The sequence below is a fragment of the Enterobacter quasimori genome (assembly GCF_018597345.1).
In the GTDB taxonomy this organism is placed as follows: domain Bacteria; phylum Pseudomonadota; class Gammaproteobacteria; order Enterobacterales; family Enterobacteriaceae; genus Enterobacter; species Enterobacter mori.
Window position 1 is genome coordinate 238,608 of the sequence record NZ_JAHEVU010000003.1, and the last position, 18,126, is coordinate 256,733.

Sequence of the window (18,126 nt, forward strand, 5' to 3'; positions counted from 1 at the left end):
CCCCAATAATGCCGCTTTCTTCGCAATTACAGCAGCAGTGGCAGACCGTTTGCGAACGTCTGCCCGAGTCATTACCGGCGTCATCGTTAAGCGAGCAGGCGAAAAGCGTGCTCGCCTTCAGTGATTTTGTGCAGGAAAGCATCACCGCCTACCCGGACTGGCTGGCTGAGCTTGAAAACGCACCGCCCCAGGCGGACGAGTGGCGGCACTATGCCGGCTGGCTGCAGGCCGCACTCGAAGACGTAGCGGATGAGGCGACGCTGATGCGCGTCCTGCGTCAGTTCCGCCGTCGGGTGATGGTGCGTATTGCCTGGGCTCAGGCGCTGGAGCGGGTAAGCGAAGAGAGCACGCTGCAGCAGCTAAGCGAGCTGGCGCAAACGCTGATTGTCGCCGCGCGCGACTGGCTCTACGCCGCCTGCTGTAAAGAGTGGGGCACGCCGTGCAGCGAGGAAGGGGTTCCTCAGCCGCTGTTGATTCTGGGGATGGGCAAGCTGGGCGGCTGCGAGCTGAACTTCTCCTCCGATATCGACCTGATTTTTGCCTGGCCCGAGAACGGCTCCACGCGCGGCGGCCGTCGCGAGCTGGACAACGCCCAGTTCTTTACCCGCCTCGGTCAGCGTCTGATTAAGGCGCTGGATCAGCCCACGCAGGACGGTTTTGTTTACCGCGTGGACATGCGCCTGCGTCCGTTTGGCGACAGCGGCCCGCTGGTGCTGAGCTTTGCCGCGCTGGAAGATTATTACCAGGAGCAGGGGCGCGACTGGGAACGCTACGCGATGGTCAAAGCGCGGATCATGGGCGACAGCGACGACGTCTACGCCAACGAGCTGCGCGCCATGCTGCGCCCGTTCGTGTTCCGTCGCTATATCGACTTCAGCGTCATCCAGTCCCTGCGCAATATGAAAGGGATGATCGCCCGTGAGGTGCGCCGTCGTGGGCTGAAGGACAACATCAAGCTCGGCGCGGGCGGCATTCGCGAAATCGAATTTATCGTTCAGGTCTTCCAGCTGATTCGCGGCGGGCGTGAGCCGTCGTTACAGTCCCGCTCGCTGCTGCCGACGCTGAGCGCCATCGAGCAGCTGCACCTTTTGCCGGAAGGCGACGCGCAAACGCTGCGAGACGCCTACCTCTTCCTGCGTCGTCTGGAAAACCTGCTGCAAAGCATCAACGACGAACAGACCCAGACCCTGCCGGGGGATGACCTTAACCGGGCGCGTCTGGCCTGGGGGATGCGCGTGGACGACTGGTCAACGCTGACCGAACGGCTCGATGCCCATATGGCAGGCGTGCGCCGCATCTTTAACGACCTGATTGGTGATGACGAAAGTGAATCCCAGGACGATGCCCTTTCCGAGCACTGGCGCGAGCTGTGGCAAGATGCGCTCCAGGAAGATGACACCACGCCGGTGCTGACGCACTTAACCGACGACGCGCGCCATCGCGTGGTGGCGCTGATCGCCGATTTCCGTCTTGAGCTGAACAAGCGCGCCATCGGCCCGCGCGGCCGTCAGGTGCTGGATCACCTGATGCCGCACCTGCTGAGCGAGGTCTGCTCGCGAGCAGACGCGCCGGTGCCGCTGTCGCGCATGATGCCGCTGCTGAGCGGGATCGTCACGCGTACCACCTACCTGGAGCTCCTGAGCGAGTTTCCGGGGGCGCTCAAGCATCTGATTTCCCTCTGTGCCGCCTCGCCGATGGTGGCCAACAAGCTGGCACGTTACCCGCTGCTGCTGGATGAGCTGCTCGACCCGAACACCCTGTATCAACCCACGGCGACGGATGCCTACCGCGACGAGCTGCGCCAGTACCTGCTGCGCGTGCCGGAAGAAGATGAAGAGCAGCAGCTGGAGGCGCAGCGGCAGTTTAAGCAGGCCCAGATGCTGCGCGTGGCGGCGGCGGACATCGCCGGAACGCTGCCGGTGATGAAAGTGAGCGATCACTTAACCTGGCTCGCGGAGGCGATCATCGACGCGGTAGTTCAGCAGGCGTGGGTGCAGATGGTGGCGCGCTACGGCCAGCCGAAACACCTTGCTGACCGTGAGGGGCGAGGGTTTGCCGTGGTGGGTTACGGCAAGCTCGGCGGCTGGGAGCTGGGATACAGCTCCGATCTGGATTTAATCTTCCTGCACGACTGCCCGGTTGACGTGATGACCGACGGCGAGCGTGAGATTGACGGGCGCCAGTTCTATCTGCGTCTGGCCCAGCGCATTATGCACCTGTTCAGTACCCGCACCTCGTCGGGTATTTTGTACGAGGTGGATGCCCGCCTGCGTCCGTCCGGCGCGGCGGGCATGCTGGTGACCTCAACGGAATCCTTCGCCGATTACCAGAAGAACGAAGCCTGGACGTGGGAACATCAGGCGCTGGTGCGCGCCCGCGTGGTATATGGCGATCCGCAGTTAAAAATGCAGTTTGATGCCGTTCGCAAGGACGTCATGACGACGGTACGTGAGGGTGCCACGCTGCAAACGGAAGTGCGCGAGATGCGCGAGAAAATGCGCGCGCACCTGGGTAATAAACACCGCGATCGCTTTGATATCAAAGCCGACGAGGGCGGGATCACCGATATTGAGTTCATTACTCAGTATCTGGTGCTGCTCCACGCCCACGACAAGCCGAAGCTGACCCGCTGGTCGGATAACGTGCGCATTCTGGAACTGCTGGCGCAGAACGACATCATGGACGAGCAGGAGGCGCAGGCCTTAACCCGCGCCTACACGACGCTGCGCGATGAGCTTCATCATCTGGCGCTGCAGGAACAACCGGGTCATGTCGCGCAGGACTGTTTCTCAGGTGAACGCGCACAGGTCACGGCAAGCTGGCAGAAATGGCTGGTGGAGCCGTGCGTAACAAAACAAGTGTGATATTATCGCGCGCAAATTGTGAATCTTTCTGGAGTCAGGAATGAAAGTAACACTGCCAGAGTTTGAACGTGCTGGGGTTATGGTTGTTGGGGATGTGATGCTGGATCGTTACTGGTATGGCCCGACCAGCCGCATCTCCCCGGAAGCACCGGTGCCGGTGGTTAAGGTCGATACCATTGAAGAGCGTCCCGGCGGCGCGGCAAACGTGGCGATGAACATTGCCTCTCTGGGCGCGCACTCGCGTCTGGTGGGCCTGACCGGTATCGACGATGCGGCGCGCGCGCTGAGCAAGTCGCTGGCGGACGTGAACGTGAAGTGCGACTTCGTTTCTGTTCCGACCCACCCGACCATCACCAAGCTGCGCGTGCTGTCACGCAACCAGCAGCTGATCCGCCTCGACTTTGAAGAAGGGTTCGAAGGCGTTGATCCCGAGCCGCTGCACGAGCGCATTAACCAGGCGCTGGGCAATATCGGCGCGCTGGTGCTGTCCGACTACGCGAAAGGCGCGCTGGCGAGCGTGCAGACGATGATCCAGCTGGCGCGTAAAGCCAGCGTTCCCGTGCTGATCGACCCGAAAGGCACCGACTTTGAGCGCTATCGCGGCGCGACGCTGCTGACGCCAAACCTCTCCGAGTTTGAAGCGGTGGCGGGCAAGTGCAAAACCGAGGAAGAGCTGGTTGAGCGCGGCATGAAGATCATTGCTGACTTTGAGCTCTCAGCGCTGCTGGTGACCCGCTCCGAGCAGGGGATGACGCTGCTGCAGCCGGGCAAGGCGCCGCTGCATATGCCAACCCAGGCGCAGGAAGTGTACGACGTGACCGGTGCCGGTGATACGGTGATCGGCGTGCTGGCGGCGACGCTGGCCGCAGGAAACTCCCTGGAAGAGGCGTGCTACTTCGCTAACGCCGCGGCGGGCGTGGTGGTCGGTAAACTCGGTACCTCAACCGTTTCCCCAATCGAGCTGGAAAACGCGGTGCGCGGCCGTGCGGACACCGGTTTTGGCGTCATGACCGAAGACGAGCTCAAGGTGGCCGTCGCCGCCGCGCGCAAGCGCGGTGAGAAAGTGGTGATGACCAACGGCGTGTTTGACATCCTGCACGCGGGCCACGTCTCCTATCTGGCGAATGCGCGCAAGCTGGGCGATCGCCTGATTGTGGCGGTGAACAGCGATGCGTCGACGAAACGCCTGAAGGGTGAAACGCGTCCGGTGAACCCGCTTGAGCAGCGGATGATCGTACTCGGCGCGCTGGAAGCCGTGGACTGGGTAGTGTCGTTTGAAGAAGACACACCGCAGCGTCTGATTGCCGGTATTCTGCCGGATCTGCTGGTAAAAGGCGGGGATTACAAGCCGGAGCAAATCGCGGGTAGCGAAGAGGTCTGGGCCAACGGCGGCGAGGTGATGGTGCTCAACTTTGAGGACGGGTGTTCCACCACCAACATCATCAAGAAGATCCAGAAAGACAGTCAGTAAAAAAACGGGCCAGTTGGCCCGTTTATTTATGTCGGGTGGCGGCTGCGCCTTACCCGACCTACGCATTCATGTAGGCCCGGTAAGGCGTAGCCGCCACCGGGCACAACAGGCCGCACTTACTCCTGCTCATCCACCGGAGGAATAGCCGGTGCCGGCTTCACTTCTTCCGGCGCATTGCGGTTTTCCAGCTCGGTCAGACGCTGTTCCAGCAGCGCCAGCTTCTCGCGGGTGCGCAGCAGAACTTGGGTCTGCACGTCAAATTCTTCACGGCTGACGAGATCAAGGCGAACCAACTGCGCCTGCAGCGTCTGGCGGATTTTTTTCTCAACGTCATCACCAAATTCACGAATGCCTTTCGGCATAGATTCATGAACCTGACGCGCAATTTGCTCAATTTTCTTTGGGTCAATCATTGTCGTTTCCCTTGATGAAAAGGTGTTAGTGCCTATTGTAGCGTGCCTGCCTCAGGTTAAACAAAATTGTTTGATGCTTATGCATTGCCCAGGGTAATCAATAGCGTTATAGTTATCTCGCTTATTCTCAGGGCGGGGCGAAATTCCCCACCGGCGGTAAATCAGCATGACGCTGAAAGCCCGCGAGCGCTTTGGGTGAATTCTCAAAGGTCAGCAGATCCGGTGTAATTCCGGGGCCGACGGTTAGAGTCCGGATGGGAGAGAGTAACGATCCAGTCGGGCATGGGCCCGCTCACGTTATTTTTTTGCCGCTTATACGGCGCTCCTAAGACTGCCCTGATTCTGGTAACCATAATGTTAATGAGGTTTTTTTACCATGAATCAGACGCTACTTTCCTCTTTTGGCACTTCAACTCAACGTGTTGAACATGCACTGGACGCACTGCGCGAAGGCCGCGGTGTGATGGTGCTTGACGATGAAAACCGTGAAAACGAAGGCGATATGATTTTCGCCGCCGAAAACATGACCGTTGAACAGATGGCGCTGACCATCCGTCACGGCAGCGGCATCGTATGCCTGTGTATTACCGAAGATCGTCGTAAGCAGCTCGAGCTGCCGATGATGGTCGAAAACAACACCAGCGCCTTTGGTACCGGTTTTACCGTGACCATTGAAGCGGCGCATGGCGTGACCACCGGTGTGTCTGCGGCTGACCGTCTGACCACCGTACGTGCCGCCATTGCTGACGGTGCGAAGCCATCCGATCTGCATCGTCCAGGCCACGTCTTCCCACTGCGCGCGCAGGCGGGCGGTGTCCTGACCCGCGGCGGTCACACCGAAGCGACCATCGACCTGGTGACGCTGGCGGGCTTCAAACCTGCGGGCGTGCTGTGTGAACTGACCAACGATGACGGCACCATGGCGCGCGCGCCGGAGTGCATCACCTTTGCCCGTCTGCACAACATGCCGGTGGTCACGATTGAAGATCTGGTGGAGTATCGCCAGGCGCACGAGCGCAAAGCCAGCTGATAATAAAAACGCCGGGATGTCCCGGCGTTTTTTTACCCGATTCCTGCGGTCTGCAGCAGAACCAGACTTAACCCCATCACAGACATCCCGCACAGCACGCCATAGCTGGGGTTGTTATTGGGGTCGATCTCTTTTGCCAGCGGCATCAACTCATCTACCGAAAGCGCAACCATAATCCCGGCGACAGCTGCCATGATAGCCGCCATCACAACCGGGGAGACCAGGCTGCCCAGGATCAGCCAGGCTAGCACGCCGCCGAGAATTTCCGCCATGCCTGATATTCCTGCCCAGAACACGGCGGTGCGCTTTGAGCCGGTGGCGGCATAAACCGGCCCGGCGACGGCCAGTCCTTCAGGAATATTGTGCAAGGCGACCGCCAGCGCGATGCCAAAGCCCATTTCCAGATTGCTGCTCGCCGTCACGTAGGTGGCGACCCCTTCCGGGAAGTTATGCAGGCTGATGCCGAGCGTCAGCAGGATGGCGGTACGCTTGATATTACGCGGCAGGGGGGTAACGTTTTTCTGCATTAGATCCTGCGGATGTGCATGAGGCAGCATGCGGTCGAGGGCAAAGTAGCCCAGCAACCCCAGTACAAACATGCCGTAGCCCAGAATGGGCGACATGCCCCTGGTACCCAGTGCTGCAGGGAGCATCTCCATTAACGAGATGAGCAGCATAATCCCGGCAGCAAAGCCCAGCGAGAAGGCCAGCACGCGGTTAGATGGTTTTTGTCCGAGCACGCCGAGGATCGCGCCAATAAAGGTGGCAGCACCCGCCAGTATTGTCAGAATTAAAGGTACTGACATTCATCCCTCCTTACGCTGTTCCTGATATTCAAATTTCCTGATGATGATCTTCATGCTTATCTGCGTTTATCTGCACGTGATTGCGCGTAATGTAGCATCATCAAATTGCCAATATCTCTAAGGATATCACCATGACTTCTTCACGTATGCCAGCACTGTTTTTAGGCCACGGTAGCCCAATGAACGTTCTGGAAGATAACGTCTATACCCGCGCCTGGCGTCATTTGGGTGAGACGTTACCGCGTCCGAAGGCGATAGTGGTGGTATCTGCACACTGGTTTACCCGTGGTACGGGCGTCACCGCGATGGAAGCACCAAAGACCATCCATGATTTCGGCGGCTTCCCGCAGGCGCTGTACGATACGCATTATCCTGCGCCGGGTTCGCCTGAACTGGCACAACAGCTGGTTGATTTACTGGCTCCCGTTCCGGTTACGCTGGATAAAGAAGCCTGGGGCTTTGACCACGGATCCTGGGGCGTGCTGATTAAGATGTATCCGGATGCCGATATCCCAATGGTACAGTTGAGCATCGACAGCACCAAACCTGCCGCCTGGCATCTGGAAATGGGCCGCAAGCTGGCAACCCTGCGTGATGAAGGCATCATGCTGGTGGCAAGCGGCAACGTGGTGCATAACCTGCGTACGGCGCGCTGGCACGGCGAAAACACGCCATATCCATGGGCGACCGCTTTTAATGACTACGTTAAAGCGAACCTGACGTGGCAGGGGCCGGCTGAGGCGCATCCGCTGGTGAACTATCTGGATCATGAGGGCGGTTCGCTCTCTAACCCGACCCCGGAGCACTTCCTGCCGCTGCTGTATGTGCTTGGCGCGTGGGATGGCCAGGAACCGATTACGATCCCGATTGATGGCATTGAGATGGGGAGTTTAAGTATGCTGTCGGTGCAGATTGGGTAAAAACATGCCGGGTGGCGGCTTCGCCTTACCCGGCCTACATGTCGCGCGTAGGCCCGGTAAGCGTAGCGCCACCGGGCAAGCCTTACTCAGTAAAAATATGCGGATAGAACCGCGACAGATCCTGCGTGATCAGCGCGCGATCTTCGCGAATGCCAATCCCGGCCGGTTGATCGTTGATGAGCCAGCTGCCAATCAGCGTATAGCTGTCGCCAAACTTCGGCAGTGGATAGAACTCCTGGACGATCATCCCTTCTTCGCCGTACGGCCCTTCAACCGCTTCCAGCGTTTTACCGTTTTCGATAATCGACACGTTCGCCCCTTCGCGGGAGAAGATCGGCTTAACGACGTATTTCTCCATCTGCGGGTAATTATCTTCCGCAAAGTACGCAGGCAGCAGGTTCGGGTGATTCGGGAACATCTCCCACAGCATCGGCAGCAGGGCTTTGTTGGAGATAATGCTCTTCCAGGCCGGTTCCAGCCAGCGCACGCCAGCATCTTCCAGCTTGGTGGAGAACATCTCGCGCAGCATGTACTCCCACGGGTAGAGCTTGAACAGGTTGCTGATCACCTGATCCTGCATGTCCGTGAACTGACCTTTTTCTCCCAGGCCGATATCTTCGATATAGAGGAACTCTGTCGCCACTTCCGCTTCTGCTGCGCAATCCTGCAGATACTGAACCGTTCCACGGTCTTCTTCCGTGTCGCGGCAGCAGGCGAGATGCAGCAGGTTGAAGCCAAACTGCTCGCGCAGCTCGGCGAAGCGCTCGATCAGCTTTTCCTGCAGGCTGTTGAACTGGTCGCTGCCTTCCGGCAGGTTCCCGGCACTCACCTGATCTTCCAGCCAGATCCACTGGAAGAACGCGGCTTCGTACAGCGAGGTTGGGGTATCCGCATTGTTCTCAAGCAGCTTAGGTTCGCCCACGCCATCCCATGCCAGATCGAGACGAGAGTAAAGCGACGGCTGGCTGGTTTTCCATGATTGATGAACAAAACTCCAGGTGTGTTTCGGGATGCGGAATTTGGTCATCAGCTCATCGCTGCCGATAACCTTCTCGACAACCTTCAGGCACATCTGGTGCAGCTCAGCGGTGACCTCTTCCAGCTTTTCGACCTGGGCAAGCGTGAGCTTATAGTAAGCATCTTCACACCAGTACGGTTCGCCGTACATGGTGTGAAAGTTAAAACCGTACTCTGTCGCTTTTTCGCGCCAGTCCGGGCGCTCAACAATACTGACTCGTTCCATGATCAGCCGCCCATTGAGCGAGTAGAGGTACCGGTCGCGCTACGCTGCATGGTGGTCTGTTTCGCCACAGACTCACCAAAGCCGCCACGGGTGATGGTGCTGGTGGTCGCTGGCTTAGGCGCCATCGCCGTTTTAGGCACGGTCATGGTACGGCCAGGCGTTGCTGCACCGTAGTTTTTACCTGTGGCGTCGGTGTATTTACCGTATGCCGGGCTGTTTGGGTTTTTGGAGCTAAACAGCGGCTGCTGCTGGTAGCCCGCGCCGCCGCTCATCATGCGGCCCATCATGTAGCCCGCCATCAGCGGCATCCAGAAGCTGCCGCTGGACTGCGCCTGCGCCTGGTTTTCCGGCGCCATGCCTGCCTGAGCAGGAGCCTGCTGGCACTGGCCTTCGCCGAATTCCGCCACGCAGTCTTCGCGCGAAGCATATTTCGGTGCGGTGCGTTCCGCTTCTTTCAGCGCGCTGTTATACGCCGTCGTACATTCTGCGGCTTTACCGGTTGCGGCCGAGCAGTCATCCGCGTTTTGATACATCGAGACCGTTTCGTCGCTTTGCTCACAGCCTGCCAGCATAAAGACGGCGGTGACCGCCAGTGCAACAGGGGTGAGGTGACGTGCGTTCCAGCTCTTGCGGAACGATGCGTGATTAATCGTTTTTGTCCGTTTCATCTTTGTCTTCCAGGACCCAGTGGTAATAACGCTCAGGATAGAGGATGAGTGGTTGAAAATGAAGCGAAGAGGGGCGGAATCAGGGGGATCTTTACGTTGGCTTACGTTCGGATGTGATTTTGCGCCGGGTGGCGCTGCGCTTACCCGGCCTACGATTCAGTAGGCCCGATAAGCGAAGCGCCATCGGGCAATGCTTAGTTACGGAACGGATTATTGCCCTTGCTGGCAGGCGCGGTGGTGCGCGCGGCAGCGGGCTGTGCAGCAGGGGTGTTGCTGTCACCGTTGAAGTTATCCACCGCGGCAACCTGCTGCGGGTTCTCCGGTGCAACGCTTTCCGGTGAAGTCGAAACCGGTTTGCCCAGCGCGCTGTTCAGCGACTGCAGATCCTGCTCGTTCAGCGTACCCAGAGCCTGCTTAATGTTCAGCTGGTTAATCAGGTACTGGTAACGTGCGCTGGAGAGCTGCTGCTTCGCGTTGTACAGCGTGGTGGTTGCGTCCAGCACGTCAACGATAGTACGTGTACCGACCGAGTAACCCGCTTCCATCGCGTCAAGAGAGCTCTGTGCAGACACAACGGCCTGTTTGTAAGCGTTGATGCTGCTGATCGAGGCGTTCACGTTGTTGAAGGAAGAACGCACGGTCTGTACCACGTTACGGTGTGCACTTTCCAGCTGCTCGCTTGCGCCAACAAAGTTGTACTGCGCCTGTTTCACCTGGGAGTTCACCATGCCGCCCTGGTACAGCGGCAGGGAGAAGCTCAGGCCCACTTTATTCTGACCCTGGTTGCTGTCGTCATACTGGGCTGAGTTGGTTTTAGAACCGCTATAGGTCGTATCAGAGACACCGGTAGAGGCGCTCAGGCTCAGGGTTGGCAGATGGCCGTCCTGCGCCTGACGAATTTGCTCGCGGGCCAGATCCTGGCTCAGACGCGCCTGCAATAACGCCAGGTTGCGGTTTTCCGCTTCTTTCAGCAGGGCGTTAACGGCCTGCGGCTTATCGGTTTTGAAGCTGTCCACGTTCAGGGAGGCCAGCTCAGGGTAGTAGTTACCCGTCACCTGACGAAGTGATTCCAGCGCGTTATCAAGGTTGTTACGCGCGGTGACTTCGTTGGCCAGTACGCTGTCGTACTGTGAACGGGCGTTCTGCACGTCGGTGATCGCCACCAGACCCACGTTGAAGCGCTGGGTGGTTTGATCCAACTGACGGTAAATCGCCTGTTTCTGCGCTTCGGTGTAGGAGAGCGAGTCAATCGCGCTCAGCACGTTGAAGTACGCGGTGGCGGTATTGAGGATCAGCGTCTGCTGATCGGTCTGATACGTCACGTCCTGAATACCCGCGCTCTTTTCCTGCAGGGTCAGGGCGCGCCATTTGGACATGTCAAACAGCGTCTGGGTTAACTGCAGTGATGCGCTGGTGGCATTGGAGTTAACGCCGTTAGCGTCGCGGAAACCGTTGCTGTAGGTATAATCTGCACCTAAACCTAACTGCGGCAGCAGCGGGCTACGCGCTTCGTTAATCTTTTCAAACGCAGCATCACGATCGGCCGCTGATTTACGTAAATCAGGGTTGCCCAGACGTGCCTGCTGGTAGACCTGTAACAGGTTTTCCGCCTGGCTCATTGCACTGAAGCCCGTCAGGCTCAGGCCGATAAGGATGGGGAGCAATTTCTTCATTTGCATTCCTTGTTGTGAAGCAGTATTAGCGCTGATCTAATTAAAAATAATTGCCGATTCTAACAGAATCATCCACACCAAAAGGTTGGCGTTACGTGCCATCTGGCGGTAATTTGCACCAATCTATCATATAGCCTTACAAACGGCAGCCAAACAGCCTTGAAATTCATCATTTCATCACCATTGCTACCAGGACATGATTTATGCAAAAAACAGAGAAGTTGCCCGTCACATTCGCCAAAAACGATGTAGAAATTATTGCACGAGAAACGCTTTATAGCGGTTTTTTTTCAATGGATCTTTACCGTTTCAGGCATCGCCTGTTTAACGGCGAGATGAGCGGCGAAATCAAACGCGAAATTTTTGAGCGCGGGCATGCTGCAGTCTTGCTACCCTTTGACCCAGTGCTCGATGAAGTGGTGCTGGTTGAGCAGATCCGCATCGCCGCTTATGACGTCAGCGAAAGCCCGTGGCTGCTGGAGATGGTGGCCGGGATGATTGAAGAGGGCGAATCGGTCGAGGACGTTGCCCGGCGCGAAGCGCTGGAAGAGGCGGGTCTGGTTGTCGGGAGAACAAAACCCGTGCTCAGCTATTTGGCAAGCCCGGGTGGCACAAGTGAACGCTTATCCATTATGGTGGGCGAAGTGGACGCCACGACCGCAGAAGGGATCCACGGTCTGGCAGATGAAAACGAAGATATTCGGGTTCATGTGGTGAGCCGGGAACAGGCTTACCAGTGGGTAGAAGAGGGGAAAATCGACAACGCAGCGTCTGTCATCGCCCTGCAATGGCTACAACTGCATTATCAGACATTACGAAACGAGTGGAAAAAATGAAGCGCTATACGCCTGACTTCCCAGAAATGATGCGCCTGTGCGAAACCAATTTTGCACAGCTGCGCCGTCTGCTGCCGAGAAACGACGCACCCGGCGAAACGGTAAGCTATCAGGTGAGCAACGCGCAGTATCGGTTAACGATAACAGAATCAACGCGCTACACTACGCTGGTGGAGATTGAGCAAACGGCCCCCAGCATTAGCTACTGGAGCCTGCCGTCGATGACGGTGCGCCTCTATCACGACGCGATGGTCGCTGAAGTGTGTTCGAGCCAGCAGATCTTTCGCTTCAAAGCGCGGTATGATTACCCGAATAAAAAGTTGCATCAACGCGACGAAAAGCATCAAATTAACCAGTTTTTAGCCGACTGGCTAAGATATTGTTTAGCACATGGAGCAATGGCGATTCCGGTTTGTTAGCGTCATAAACCTACCTAAGGACACCATTTGGAAAGCCTGTTGAACCTGACTGTTGCTGGTGGGGCGCCAGTCAGGATATTACAAATCACCGATACCCACCTGTTTGCCGAAAAGCATGAAACTCTGCTGGGCGTGAATACCTGGGAGAGCTATCAGGCTGTACTCAACGCGATTCACGCCGAAAATCGCGCCTGCGATCTGATTGTCGCAACGGGCGATCTGGCGCAGGATCAGTCCTCCGCGGCCTACCAGCATTTTGCTGAAGGCATCGCGAGCTTCAGCGTGCCTTGCGTATGGCTGCCCGGCAACCATGATTTCCAGCCTGCCATGTACAGTTCGCTCCTGGAGTCGGGGATCTCCCCGGCGAAGTGCGTTTTTGCAGGGGACCACTGGCAAATTTTACTGCTCGACAGCCAGGTCTTTGGCGTCCCGCACGGTGAGTTAAGCGAGTTTCAGCTTGACTGGCTCGAAACCAAACTGGCTGCCGAACCGGCACGCAATACGCTGCTGCTGCTTCATCATCATCCGCTACCCGCGGGCTGCAGCTGGCTCGATCAACACAGCCTGCGTAACTCAGCGGCGCTGGACAGCGTGCTGGTGAACTTCCCTCGCGTGAAAAATCTGCTGTGCGGACACATTCATCAGGAACAGGATCTCGACTGGAATGGCCGTCGAATGCTCGCCACGCCGTCCACTTGCGTGCAGTTTAAGCCGCATTGCGCTAACTTCACCCTGGACACCATCGCACCAGGCTGGCGCTGGCTGGAACTGCATGCCGATGGCAACCTGACGACAGAAGTGTGCCGTTTGTCAGGCGCAAAATTCCGTCCCGATACCGCTTCCGAAGGCTATTGATGTCTACGCTTCTCTATCTTCACGGTTTCAACAGCTCGCCGCGCTCCGCGAAAGCGACGCAGTTTCGCCACTGGCTGAGCGAGCATCACCCGCACGTTGAGATGATCGTCCCGCAGCTGCCGCCATACCCGGCGGACGCGGCGGAGATGCTGGAATCGATCGTCCTGGAACACGGTGGCGAATACTTTGGCGTGGTCGGTTCATCGCTGGGAGGATATTACGCCACCTGGCTGTCACAATGCTTTATGCTGCCCGCAGTGGTGGTTAACCCGGCGGTACGGCCATTTGAGCTGCTGAGGGACTTTCTTGGCGAAAACGAGAACCCCTACACCGGCCAACAATATGTGCTAGAGTCACGCCATATTTACGATCTCAAAGTTATGCAGGTCGACCCGCTTGAAGCGCCGGATCTCATCTGGCTGCTGCAGCAGACGGGTGATGAAGTGCTGGATTACCGCCAGGCAGTGGCGTATTACGCATCCTGCCGCCAGACTATAGAAGAGGGCGGAAACCATGCTTTCACGGGCTTTGAGGATCATTTCACCCAGATTGTCGATTTTCTTGGACTGCACAGCCACTGACAATCAATGCGAATTGCTAGCTTAAATCATGACGCAAACCTATAACGCTGATGCCATTGAGGTACTCACCGGGCTTGAGCCGGTTCGCCGCCGCCCGGGGATGTACACCGATACGACGCGCCCAAACCACCTGGGCCAGGAAGTTATTGATAACAGTGTGGACGAAGCGCTGGCAGGCCATGCCAAACGCGTTGACGTTATCCTGCACGCCGATCAGTCGCTGGAAGTTATTGACGACGGGCGCGGCATGCCGGTGGATATCCACCCGGAAGAGGGCGTGCCTGCCGTTGAGCTGATCCTCTGCCGTCTGCATGCGGGCGGTAAGTTCTCCAACAAGAACTACCAGTTCTCCGGCGGCCTGCACGGCGTGGGTATTTCCGTGGTGAATGCCCTGTCCAAACGCGTGGAAGTGAACGTTCGTCGCGATGGTCAGGTCTATAACATCGCCTTTGAAAACGGCGATAAAGTGCAGGATCTGCAGGTTGTCGGTACGTGCGGCAAACGCAATACCGGCACCAGCGTCCACTTCTGGCCTGACGAAAGCTTCTTCGACAGCCCGCGTTTTTCTGTTTCTCGCCTGACGCACCTGCTGAAAGCCAAAGCGGTGCTGTGCCCGGGCGTGGAAATCACCTTTACAGACCACGTTAACAACACCGCGCAAACCTGGTGCTACGCCGACGGTCTGAACGACTACCTGTGCGAAGCGGTTAACGGCCTGCCGACGCTGCCGGAAAAACCGTTCGTCGGCAATTTCACCGGCGATACCGAGGCGGTAGACTGGGCGCTGCTGTGGCTGCCGGAAGGCGGCGAGCTGCTGACCGAAAGCTACGTTAACCTGATCCCCACCATGCTCGGCGGTACGCACGTCAACGGCCTGCGTCAGGGGCTGCTGGACGCGATGCGCGAATTCTGCGAATACCGCAATATCCTGCCGCGCGGCGTGAAGCTGTCGGCGGAAGATATCTGGGATCGCTGCGCCTACGTCCTCTCCGTGAAGATGCAGGATCCGCAGTTTGCCGGTCAGACCAAAGAGCGCCTGTCATCACGTCAGTGCGCGGCGTTCGTTTCCGGCGTGGTGAAAGATGCATTTACCCTGTGGCTGAACCAGAACGTTCAGGCAGCCGAAATGCTGGCTGAAATGGCGATCTCCAGCGCCCAGCGTCGTCTGCGTGCCGCGAAGAAAGTGGTGCGTAAAAAGCTTACCAGCGGCCCCGCGCTGCCGGGCAAGCTGGCGGACTGTACTGCACAGGATCTCAACCGTACCGAACTGTTCCTCGTGGAAGGGGACTCGGCGGGTGGATCGGCCAAGCAGGCGCGCGATCGTGAATATCAGGCGATCATGCCGCTCAAGGGTAAGATCCTGAACACCTGGGAGGTCTCGTCTGATGAAGTGCTGGCCTCGCAGGAAGTCCACGATATCTCGGTGGCGATCGGCATCGATCCGGACAGCGACGATCTGAGCCAGCTGCGCTACGGCAAGATCTGTATCCTCGCGGATGCGGACTCCGACGGCCTGCACATCGCCACGCTGCTCTGCGCGCTGTTCGTGAAGCACTTCCGCACGCTGGTGAAAAACGGTCACGTCCACGTGGCGCTGCCGCCGCTCTACCGTATCGACCTCGGCAAAGAGGTTTACTACGCGCTGACGGAAGAAGAAAAAGCGGGCGTGCTGGAACAGCTGAAGCGCAAGAAGGGCAAACCGAACGTGCAGCGCTTTAAAGGGCTGGGCGAGATGAACCCGATGCAGCTTCGCGAAACGACGCTGGATCCGAACACGCGCCGCCTGGTGCAGCTGACGATCAGCGATGAGGACGAACAGCAGACCAACGCCATGATGGATATGCTCCTTGCCAAGAAACGTTCGGAAGACCGACGTAACTGGCTGCAGGAGAAAGGCGATATGGCGGATATTGAGGCCTGATGTCCTCTCACCCCGGCCCTCTCCCCAAAGGGGAGAGGGTGTTCAATTTCCCTCGCCCCTCTGGGGAGAGGGTTAGGGTGAGGGGAACACCCCGCACTGAAATCAAAACTCCATCTTCACCGTCAGCTGCACTTCGCGCGGGTCGCCAATCTGGTTGCCCAGGTTGTTGGTCGCAATGGACGACGTGTAGTAGGTCTTATCAAACAGGTTTTTCACATTCACCTGCAGCGTCACCGGATACTGCAGCTTCATCTTATACGCCGCAAACGCATCCGCCACGAAATAGCCCGGCAGATAGTAATCCGCACCGTTGGTTGCGGAACGACGGCTTACGCCGTGCCCGCCGCCGCCCAGCGTCAGCGTATTCCCGGCCAACGCATTGTGAATATCGTAGGTCAGGAACAGGGAGCCGGTATGGCGCGGCACGTTCGGCAGCGGTTTGCCCGCGTAGTCCGGGTCTTCCAGCACCTTCGCGTCGGTATAGCCGTAGCTGGCAATAATGCTGGTGTTCTCAGTCAGCGACCCGGCGAGATCCACTTCAACGCCCTGAGAGCGCACGCGGCCCGCGGTTTTGGCGACGGTTTCATCACCCACGCTTTCGGTGTACAGCACGTTGCGCTTGTGAATATCAAACAGCGCAATATTGGCGGTAATGCCGTCGAAAAGGTCAAACTTAGCGCCGATTTCATACGCATTCGACGTTTCCGGCGGCAGGTCGCCGATGTAGCTCGCAATGGACGACTGCGGCATAAACGTCTGGGAATAGTTGGCAAACAGAGAGACCGCCGGGGTGAGCTTATAAACAAGACCCAGCTTAGGCGTCCACTGGTCGTCGCGGCTGTCGGTATTCACGTTAAACGGACGGCCTTTGCCCGCGTACTGGGTGTAATACTGGTAGCGCAGTCCGGCGACGGCGATCCATTTCTCGCTCAGGTACAGCGCGTCCTGCGCGTAGGCGGAGTAGCTCTCCTGCTTAATGGTCTGGTCGCTGTCGGACGCCGAGACGGTGGTGCACTTGTCGAGATTCCCGTACGTCGGATTGTAGATATTGAAACCTTTGACGTTCTTACAGCGCATCATATCCGTGCGCAGCAGATCGTAATTCTCATACGACACGCCGGTCAGGATCTCGTTGTAGAAACCGGCGATATCCACGTTCCCCTGCAGATCCGCCCGCGTCGTATGCATCCGCTGGGTTGAGCCCTGGGTGGCATCCACGCGGCGGGTCAGGTTGCCGGTTTTTGAATCGTAGGCCATCACGCGGGCCTGGTTATCGCTGTACTTATCCTGGCTGTAGCTGTAGTCGAACTTCGCGGTCCACTGGCTGTTGAGGCGATACTCCGCGTTGAGCTGAGCGAGATCGGACTGGCCGTCGGTCACGTTGAACGGCTCATCGAAGCGGGTTTTGCGATCGACGTCGACGGCCTTTTTGGTGTTGAGATCGAAGATCGTTCCGCGATCGAACGGCGTTTTATAGTCGCGATGCGAATAGAGCACGGTCACGGTGGCGTCATCGCCAAACCAGGTCAGCGACGGGGCGATAAAGGTGCTGCGTTCGGTGCCAAAATTGCGCCAGTAGTCTTCGTCCTGATATTCCCCCGTCAGGCGATACGCCAGGCGCGTGCCGTCAATCGGGCCGGTGACGTCAAACTGTCCGGTGCCGCCGCCGAAGCTGGTGGAGGTGGCAGAAATCGAGCCGCCGAAGGTTTTCTCCGGGCGTTTGGTGACGACGTTAATCAGGCCGCCGGGGTCGAGAATACCGTACAGGGTCGAGGCCGGGCCTTTCAGCACCTCCACGCGTTCGGTTGAGGCGTTAAAGCTGCGCGGCAGCACGGTGCGCAGGCCGTTGGTCATGATCGAGCCGTCACGGTTCGCGCCGAAGCCACGGCGCACAAAGGCATCCTGCGTACCGCCCAGGGTGTTGGTCTGAACCACGTTGCTGACGTTATACAGCGCCTCGTCGAGCGTAGTCGCGTTTTGGTCTTCCAGCACGTTATCGCTGACGGTATTGACCACCTGCGGGATGTCCAGCATCGGCATGTTGGTCAGCGTGGCGGTGGAGGTGTTCAGGGGCTGATAGCCGCTGGTGGCGTCGAGGGTCGCATTCGGATCGGCGGTAACGGTCAGGGTCTCGCCGTCGTTTGCCGCTGCGTGTACCAAAGGTGCCATAAACAGCAGAGAAAAGAGCGCGCGCCCTTTTACCCCAGAGAATGAAGGTGTGAACTTAGCCATTACATCTGTTTTCCCAGAATATCCGGCGAAACAATCTTCGCGGAAAAATGTGTGAGTCATTGCCCTTACGGTCTGTTCGTTAGCCTGAATGGCATCGAACTTGTAATTGAGAATCATTCAACCATGCTGAAATGTAGTAGTAAATGGAAATGATAAAAAAATGACTACACTGATTATCGTATTGTTAAAATCAA

15 protein-coding genes and 1 riboswitch are annotated in these 18,126 nt (G+C 57.8%); of the genes, 9 read left to right on the top strand and 6 right to left on the bottom strand.

Translation table 11 applies throughout. From position 1 onward, the window contains the following. The first annotated feature begins 8 nt into the window (after positions 1-8). Both glnE and hldE read left to right on the top strand, forming a co-directional pair. Positions 9-2,864 (top strand): bifunctional [glutamate--ammonia ligase]-adenylyl-L-tyrosine phosphorylase/[glutamate--ammonia-ligase] adenylyltransferase, encoded by a 2,856-nt coding sequence (glnE, locus tag KK102_RS13240; protein WP_216357767.1) that lies wholly within the window; start codon positions 9-11, stop codon positions 2,862-2,864. 40 nt (positions 2,865-2,904) lie between these two features. Further along, on the top strand, positions 2,905-4,335 hold the full coding sequence (gene hldE / locus KK102_RS13245) for a bifunctional D-glycero-beta-D-manno-heptose-7-phosphate kinase/D-glycero-beta-D-manno-heptose 1-phosphate adenylyltransferase HldE (RefSeq protein ID WP_003862540.1): 1,431 nt from the start codon (positions 2,905-2,907) through the stop codon (positions 4,333-4,335). Positions 4,336-4,451: 116 nt separating this feature from the next. On the opposite strand, the gene ubiK is transcribed toward hldE, so the two are convergent. Beyond that, complete coding sequence (gene ubiK, locus KK102_RS13250; protein WP_126545238.1) at positions 4,452-4,748, bottom strand: ubiquinone biosynthesis accessory factor UbiK; 297 nt, start codon at positions 4,746-4,748, stop codon at positions 4,452-4,454. A 119-nt stretch (positions 4,749-4,867) separates the two neighbouring features. Then, positions 4,868-5,018, top strand: a riboswitch (FMN riboswitch). A 106-nt stretch (positions 5,019-5,124) separates the two neighbouring features. Here ubiK and ribB point away from each other — a divergent pair. Next, complete coding sequence (gene ribB, locus KK102_RS13255) at positions 5,125-5,778, top strand: 3,4-dihydroxy-2-butanone-4-phosphate synthase (protein WP_010435670.1); 654 nt, start codon at positions 5,125-5,127, stop codon at positions 5,776-5,778. A 32-nt stretch (positions 5,779-5,810) separates the two neighbouring features. Here ribB and zupT read toward each other — a convergent pair whose 3' ends face one another. Further along, complete coding sequence (zupT, locus tag KK102_RS13260; RefSeq protein WP_126545237.1) at positions 5,811-6,584, bottom strand: zinc transporter ZupT; 774 nt, start codon at positions 6,582-6,584, stop codon at positions 5,811-5,813. Positions 6,585-6,715: 131 nt separating this feature from the next. Here zupT and ygiD point away from each other — a divergent pair, with 131 nt between their 5' ends. Continuing rightward, positions 6,716-7,504 carry a 4,5-DOPA-extradiol-dioxygenase gene (gene ygiD / locus KK102_RS13265; RefSeq protein WP_126545236.1) on the top strand — a complete coding sequence of 263 codons (789 nt, stop codon included), beginning with the start codon at positions 6,716-6,718 and terminating at the stop codon, positions 7,502-7,504. An 82-nt stretch (positions 7,505-7,586) separates the two neighbouring features. Here the strand turns inward: ygiD and KK102_RS13270 are convergent, their stop codons facing one another. The 3 genes from KK102_RS13270 to tolC all read right to left on the bottom strand — a co-directional run bounded on the left by KK102_RS13270 (position 7,587) and on the right by tolC (position 11,088). Next, complete coding sequence (locus tag KK102_RS13270; protein WP_216357768.1) at positions 7,587-8,747, bottom strand: glutathionylspermidine synthase family protein; 1,161 nt, start codon at positions 8,745-8,747, stop codon at positions 7,587-7,589. A 2-nt stretch (positions 8,748-8,749) separates the two neighbouring features. Beyond that, a complete protein-coding gene (locus tag KK102_RS13275) occupies positions 8,750-9,415 on the bottom strand; it encodes a DUF1190 family protein (RefSeq protein ID WP_126545234.1) in 666 nt (221 codons plus the stop codon). Between the two features lie 194 nt (positions 9,416-9,609). Continuing rightward, positions 9,610-11,088 (bottom strand): outer membrane channel protein TolC, encoded by a 1,479-nt coding sequence (tolC, locus tag KK102_RS13280; protein WP_216357769.1) that lies wholly within the window; start codon positions 11,086-11,088, stop codon positions 9,610-9,612. A 203-nt stretch (positions 11,089-11,291) separates the two neighbouring features. Here tolC and nudF point away from each other — a divergent pair, with 203 nt between their 5' ends. From nudF to parE, 5 genes are read left to right on the top strand one after another with little or no spacing between them, the layout of a single operon-like run. Beyond that, positions 11,292-11,924: an ADP-ribose diphosphatase gene (nudF, locus tag KK102_RS13285; protein WP_216357770.1), complete on the top strand. Its 633-nt coding sequence runs from the start codon at positions 11,292-11,294 to the stop codon at positions 11,922-11,924. Next, entirely contained in the window at positions 11,921-12,343 is a 423-nt protein-coding gene (locus tag KK102_RS13290) for a DUF1249 family protein (RefSeq protein ID WP_003862516.1), read from the top strand. Before nudF ends, KK102_RS13290 begins: the two co-directional genes overlap by 4 nt. Positions 12,344-12,370: 27 nt before the next feature. Then, positions 12,371-13,198, top strand: a complete 828-nt coding sequence (gene cpdA, locus KK102_RS13295) for a 3',5'-cyclic-AMP phosphodiesterase (protein ID WP_042714985.1) — start codon at positions 12,371-12,373, stop codon at positions 13,196-13,198. Then, a complete protein-coding gene (gene yqiA / locus KK102_RS13300; RefSeq protein ID WP_126545232.1) occupies positions 13,198-13,779 on the top strand; it encodes an esterase YqiA in 582 nt (193 codons plus the stop codon). Before cpdA ends, yqiA begins: the two co-directional genes overlap by 1 nt. 28 nt (positions 13,780-13,807) lie before the next feature. Beyond that, complete coding sequence (gene parE / locus KK102_RS13305; RefSeq protein WP_126545231.1) at positions 13,808-15,700, top strand: DNA topoisomerase IV subunit B; 1,893 nt, start codon at positions 13,808-13,810, stop codon at positions 15,698-15,700. Between the two features lie 102 nt (positions 15,701-15,802). On the opposite strand, the gene KK102_RS13310 is transcribed toward parE, so the two are convergent. After that, entirely contained in the window at positions 15,803-17,932 is a 2,130-nt protein-coding gene (locus KK102_RS13310; RefSeq protein WP_216357771.1) for a TonB-dependent siderophore receptor, read from the bottom strand. Positions 17,933-18,126 lie beyond the last annotated feature (194 nt).

What these genes read in the sequence shown, in the direction of transcription:
- glnE (WP_216357767.1), top strand. Translation starts at nt 9, where the DNA reads ATGCCGCTTTCTTCGCAATTACAGCAGCAGTGGCAGACCGTTTGCGAA.
- hldE (WP_003862540.1), top strand. Translation starts at nt 2,905, where the DNA reads ATGAAAGTAACACTGCCAGAGTTTGAACGTGCTGGGGTTATGGTTGTT.
- ubiK (WP_126545238.1), bottom strand. Translation starts at nt 4,748, where the DNA reads ATGATTGACCCAAAGAAAATTGAGCAAATTGCGCGTCAGGTTCATGAA.
- ribB (WP_010435670.1), top strand. Translation starts at nt 5,125, where the DNA reads ATGAATCAGACGCTACTTTCCTCTTTTGGCACTTCAACTCAACGTGTT.
- zupT (WP_126545237.1), bottom strand. Translation starts at nt 6,584, where the DNA reads ATGTCAGTACCTTTAATTCTGACAATACTGGCGGGTGCTGCCACCTTT.
- ygiD (WP_126545236.1), top strand. Translation starts at nt 6,716, where the DNA reads ATGACTTCTTCACGTATGCCAGCACTGTTTTTAGGCCACGGTAGCCCA.
- KK102_RS13270 (WP_216357768.1), bottom strand. Translation starts at nt 8,747, where the DNA reads ATGGAACGAGTCAGTATTGTTGAGCGCCCGGACTGGCGCGAAAAAGCG.
- KK102_RS13275 (WP_126545234.1), bottom strand. Translation starts at nt 9,415, where the DNA reads ATGAAACGGACAAAAACGATTAATCACGCATCGTTCCGCAAGAGCTGG.
- tolC (WP_216357769.1), bottom strand. Translation starts at nt 11,088, where the DNA reads ATGAAGAAATTGCTCCCCATCCTTATCGGCCTGAGCCTGACGGGCTTC.
- nudF (WP_216357770.1), top strand. Translation starts at nt 11,292, where the DNA reads ATGCAAAAAACAGAGAAGTTGCCCGTCACATTCGCCAAAAACGATGTA.
- KK102_RS13290 (WP_003862516.1), top strand. Translation starts at nt 11,921, where the DNA reads ATGAAGCGCTATACGCCTGACTTCCCAGAAATGATGCGCCTGTGCGAA.
- yqiA (WP_126545232.1), top strand. Translation starts at nt 13,198, where the DNA reads ATGTCTACGCTTCTCTATCTTCACGGTTTCAACAGCTCGCCGCGCTCC.
- parE (WP_126545231.1), top strand. Translation starts at nt 13,808, where the DNA reads ATGACGCAAACCTATAACGCTGATGCCATTGAGGTACTCACCGGGCTT.
- KK102_RS13310 (WP_216357771.1), bottom strand. Translation starts at nt 17,932, where the DNA reads ATGGCTAAGTTCACACCTTCATTCTCTGGGGTAAAAGGGCGCGCGCTC.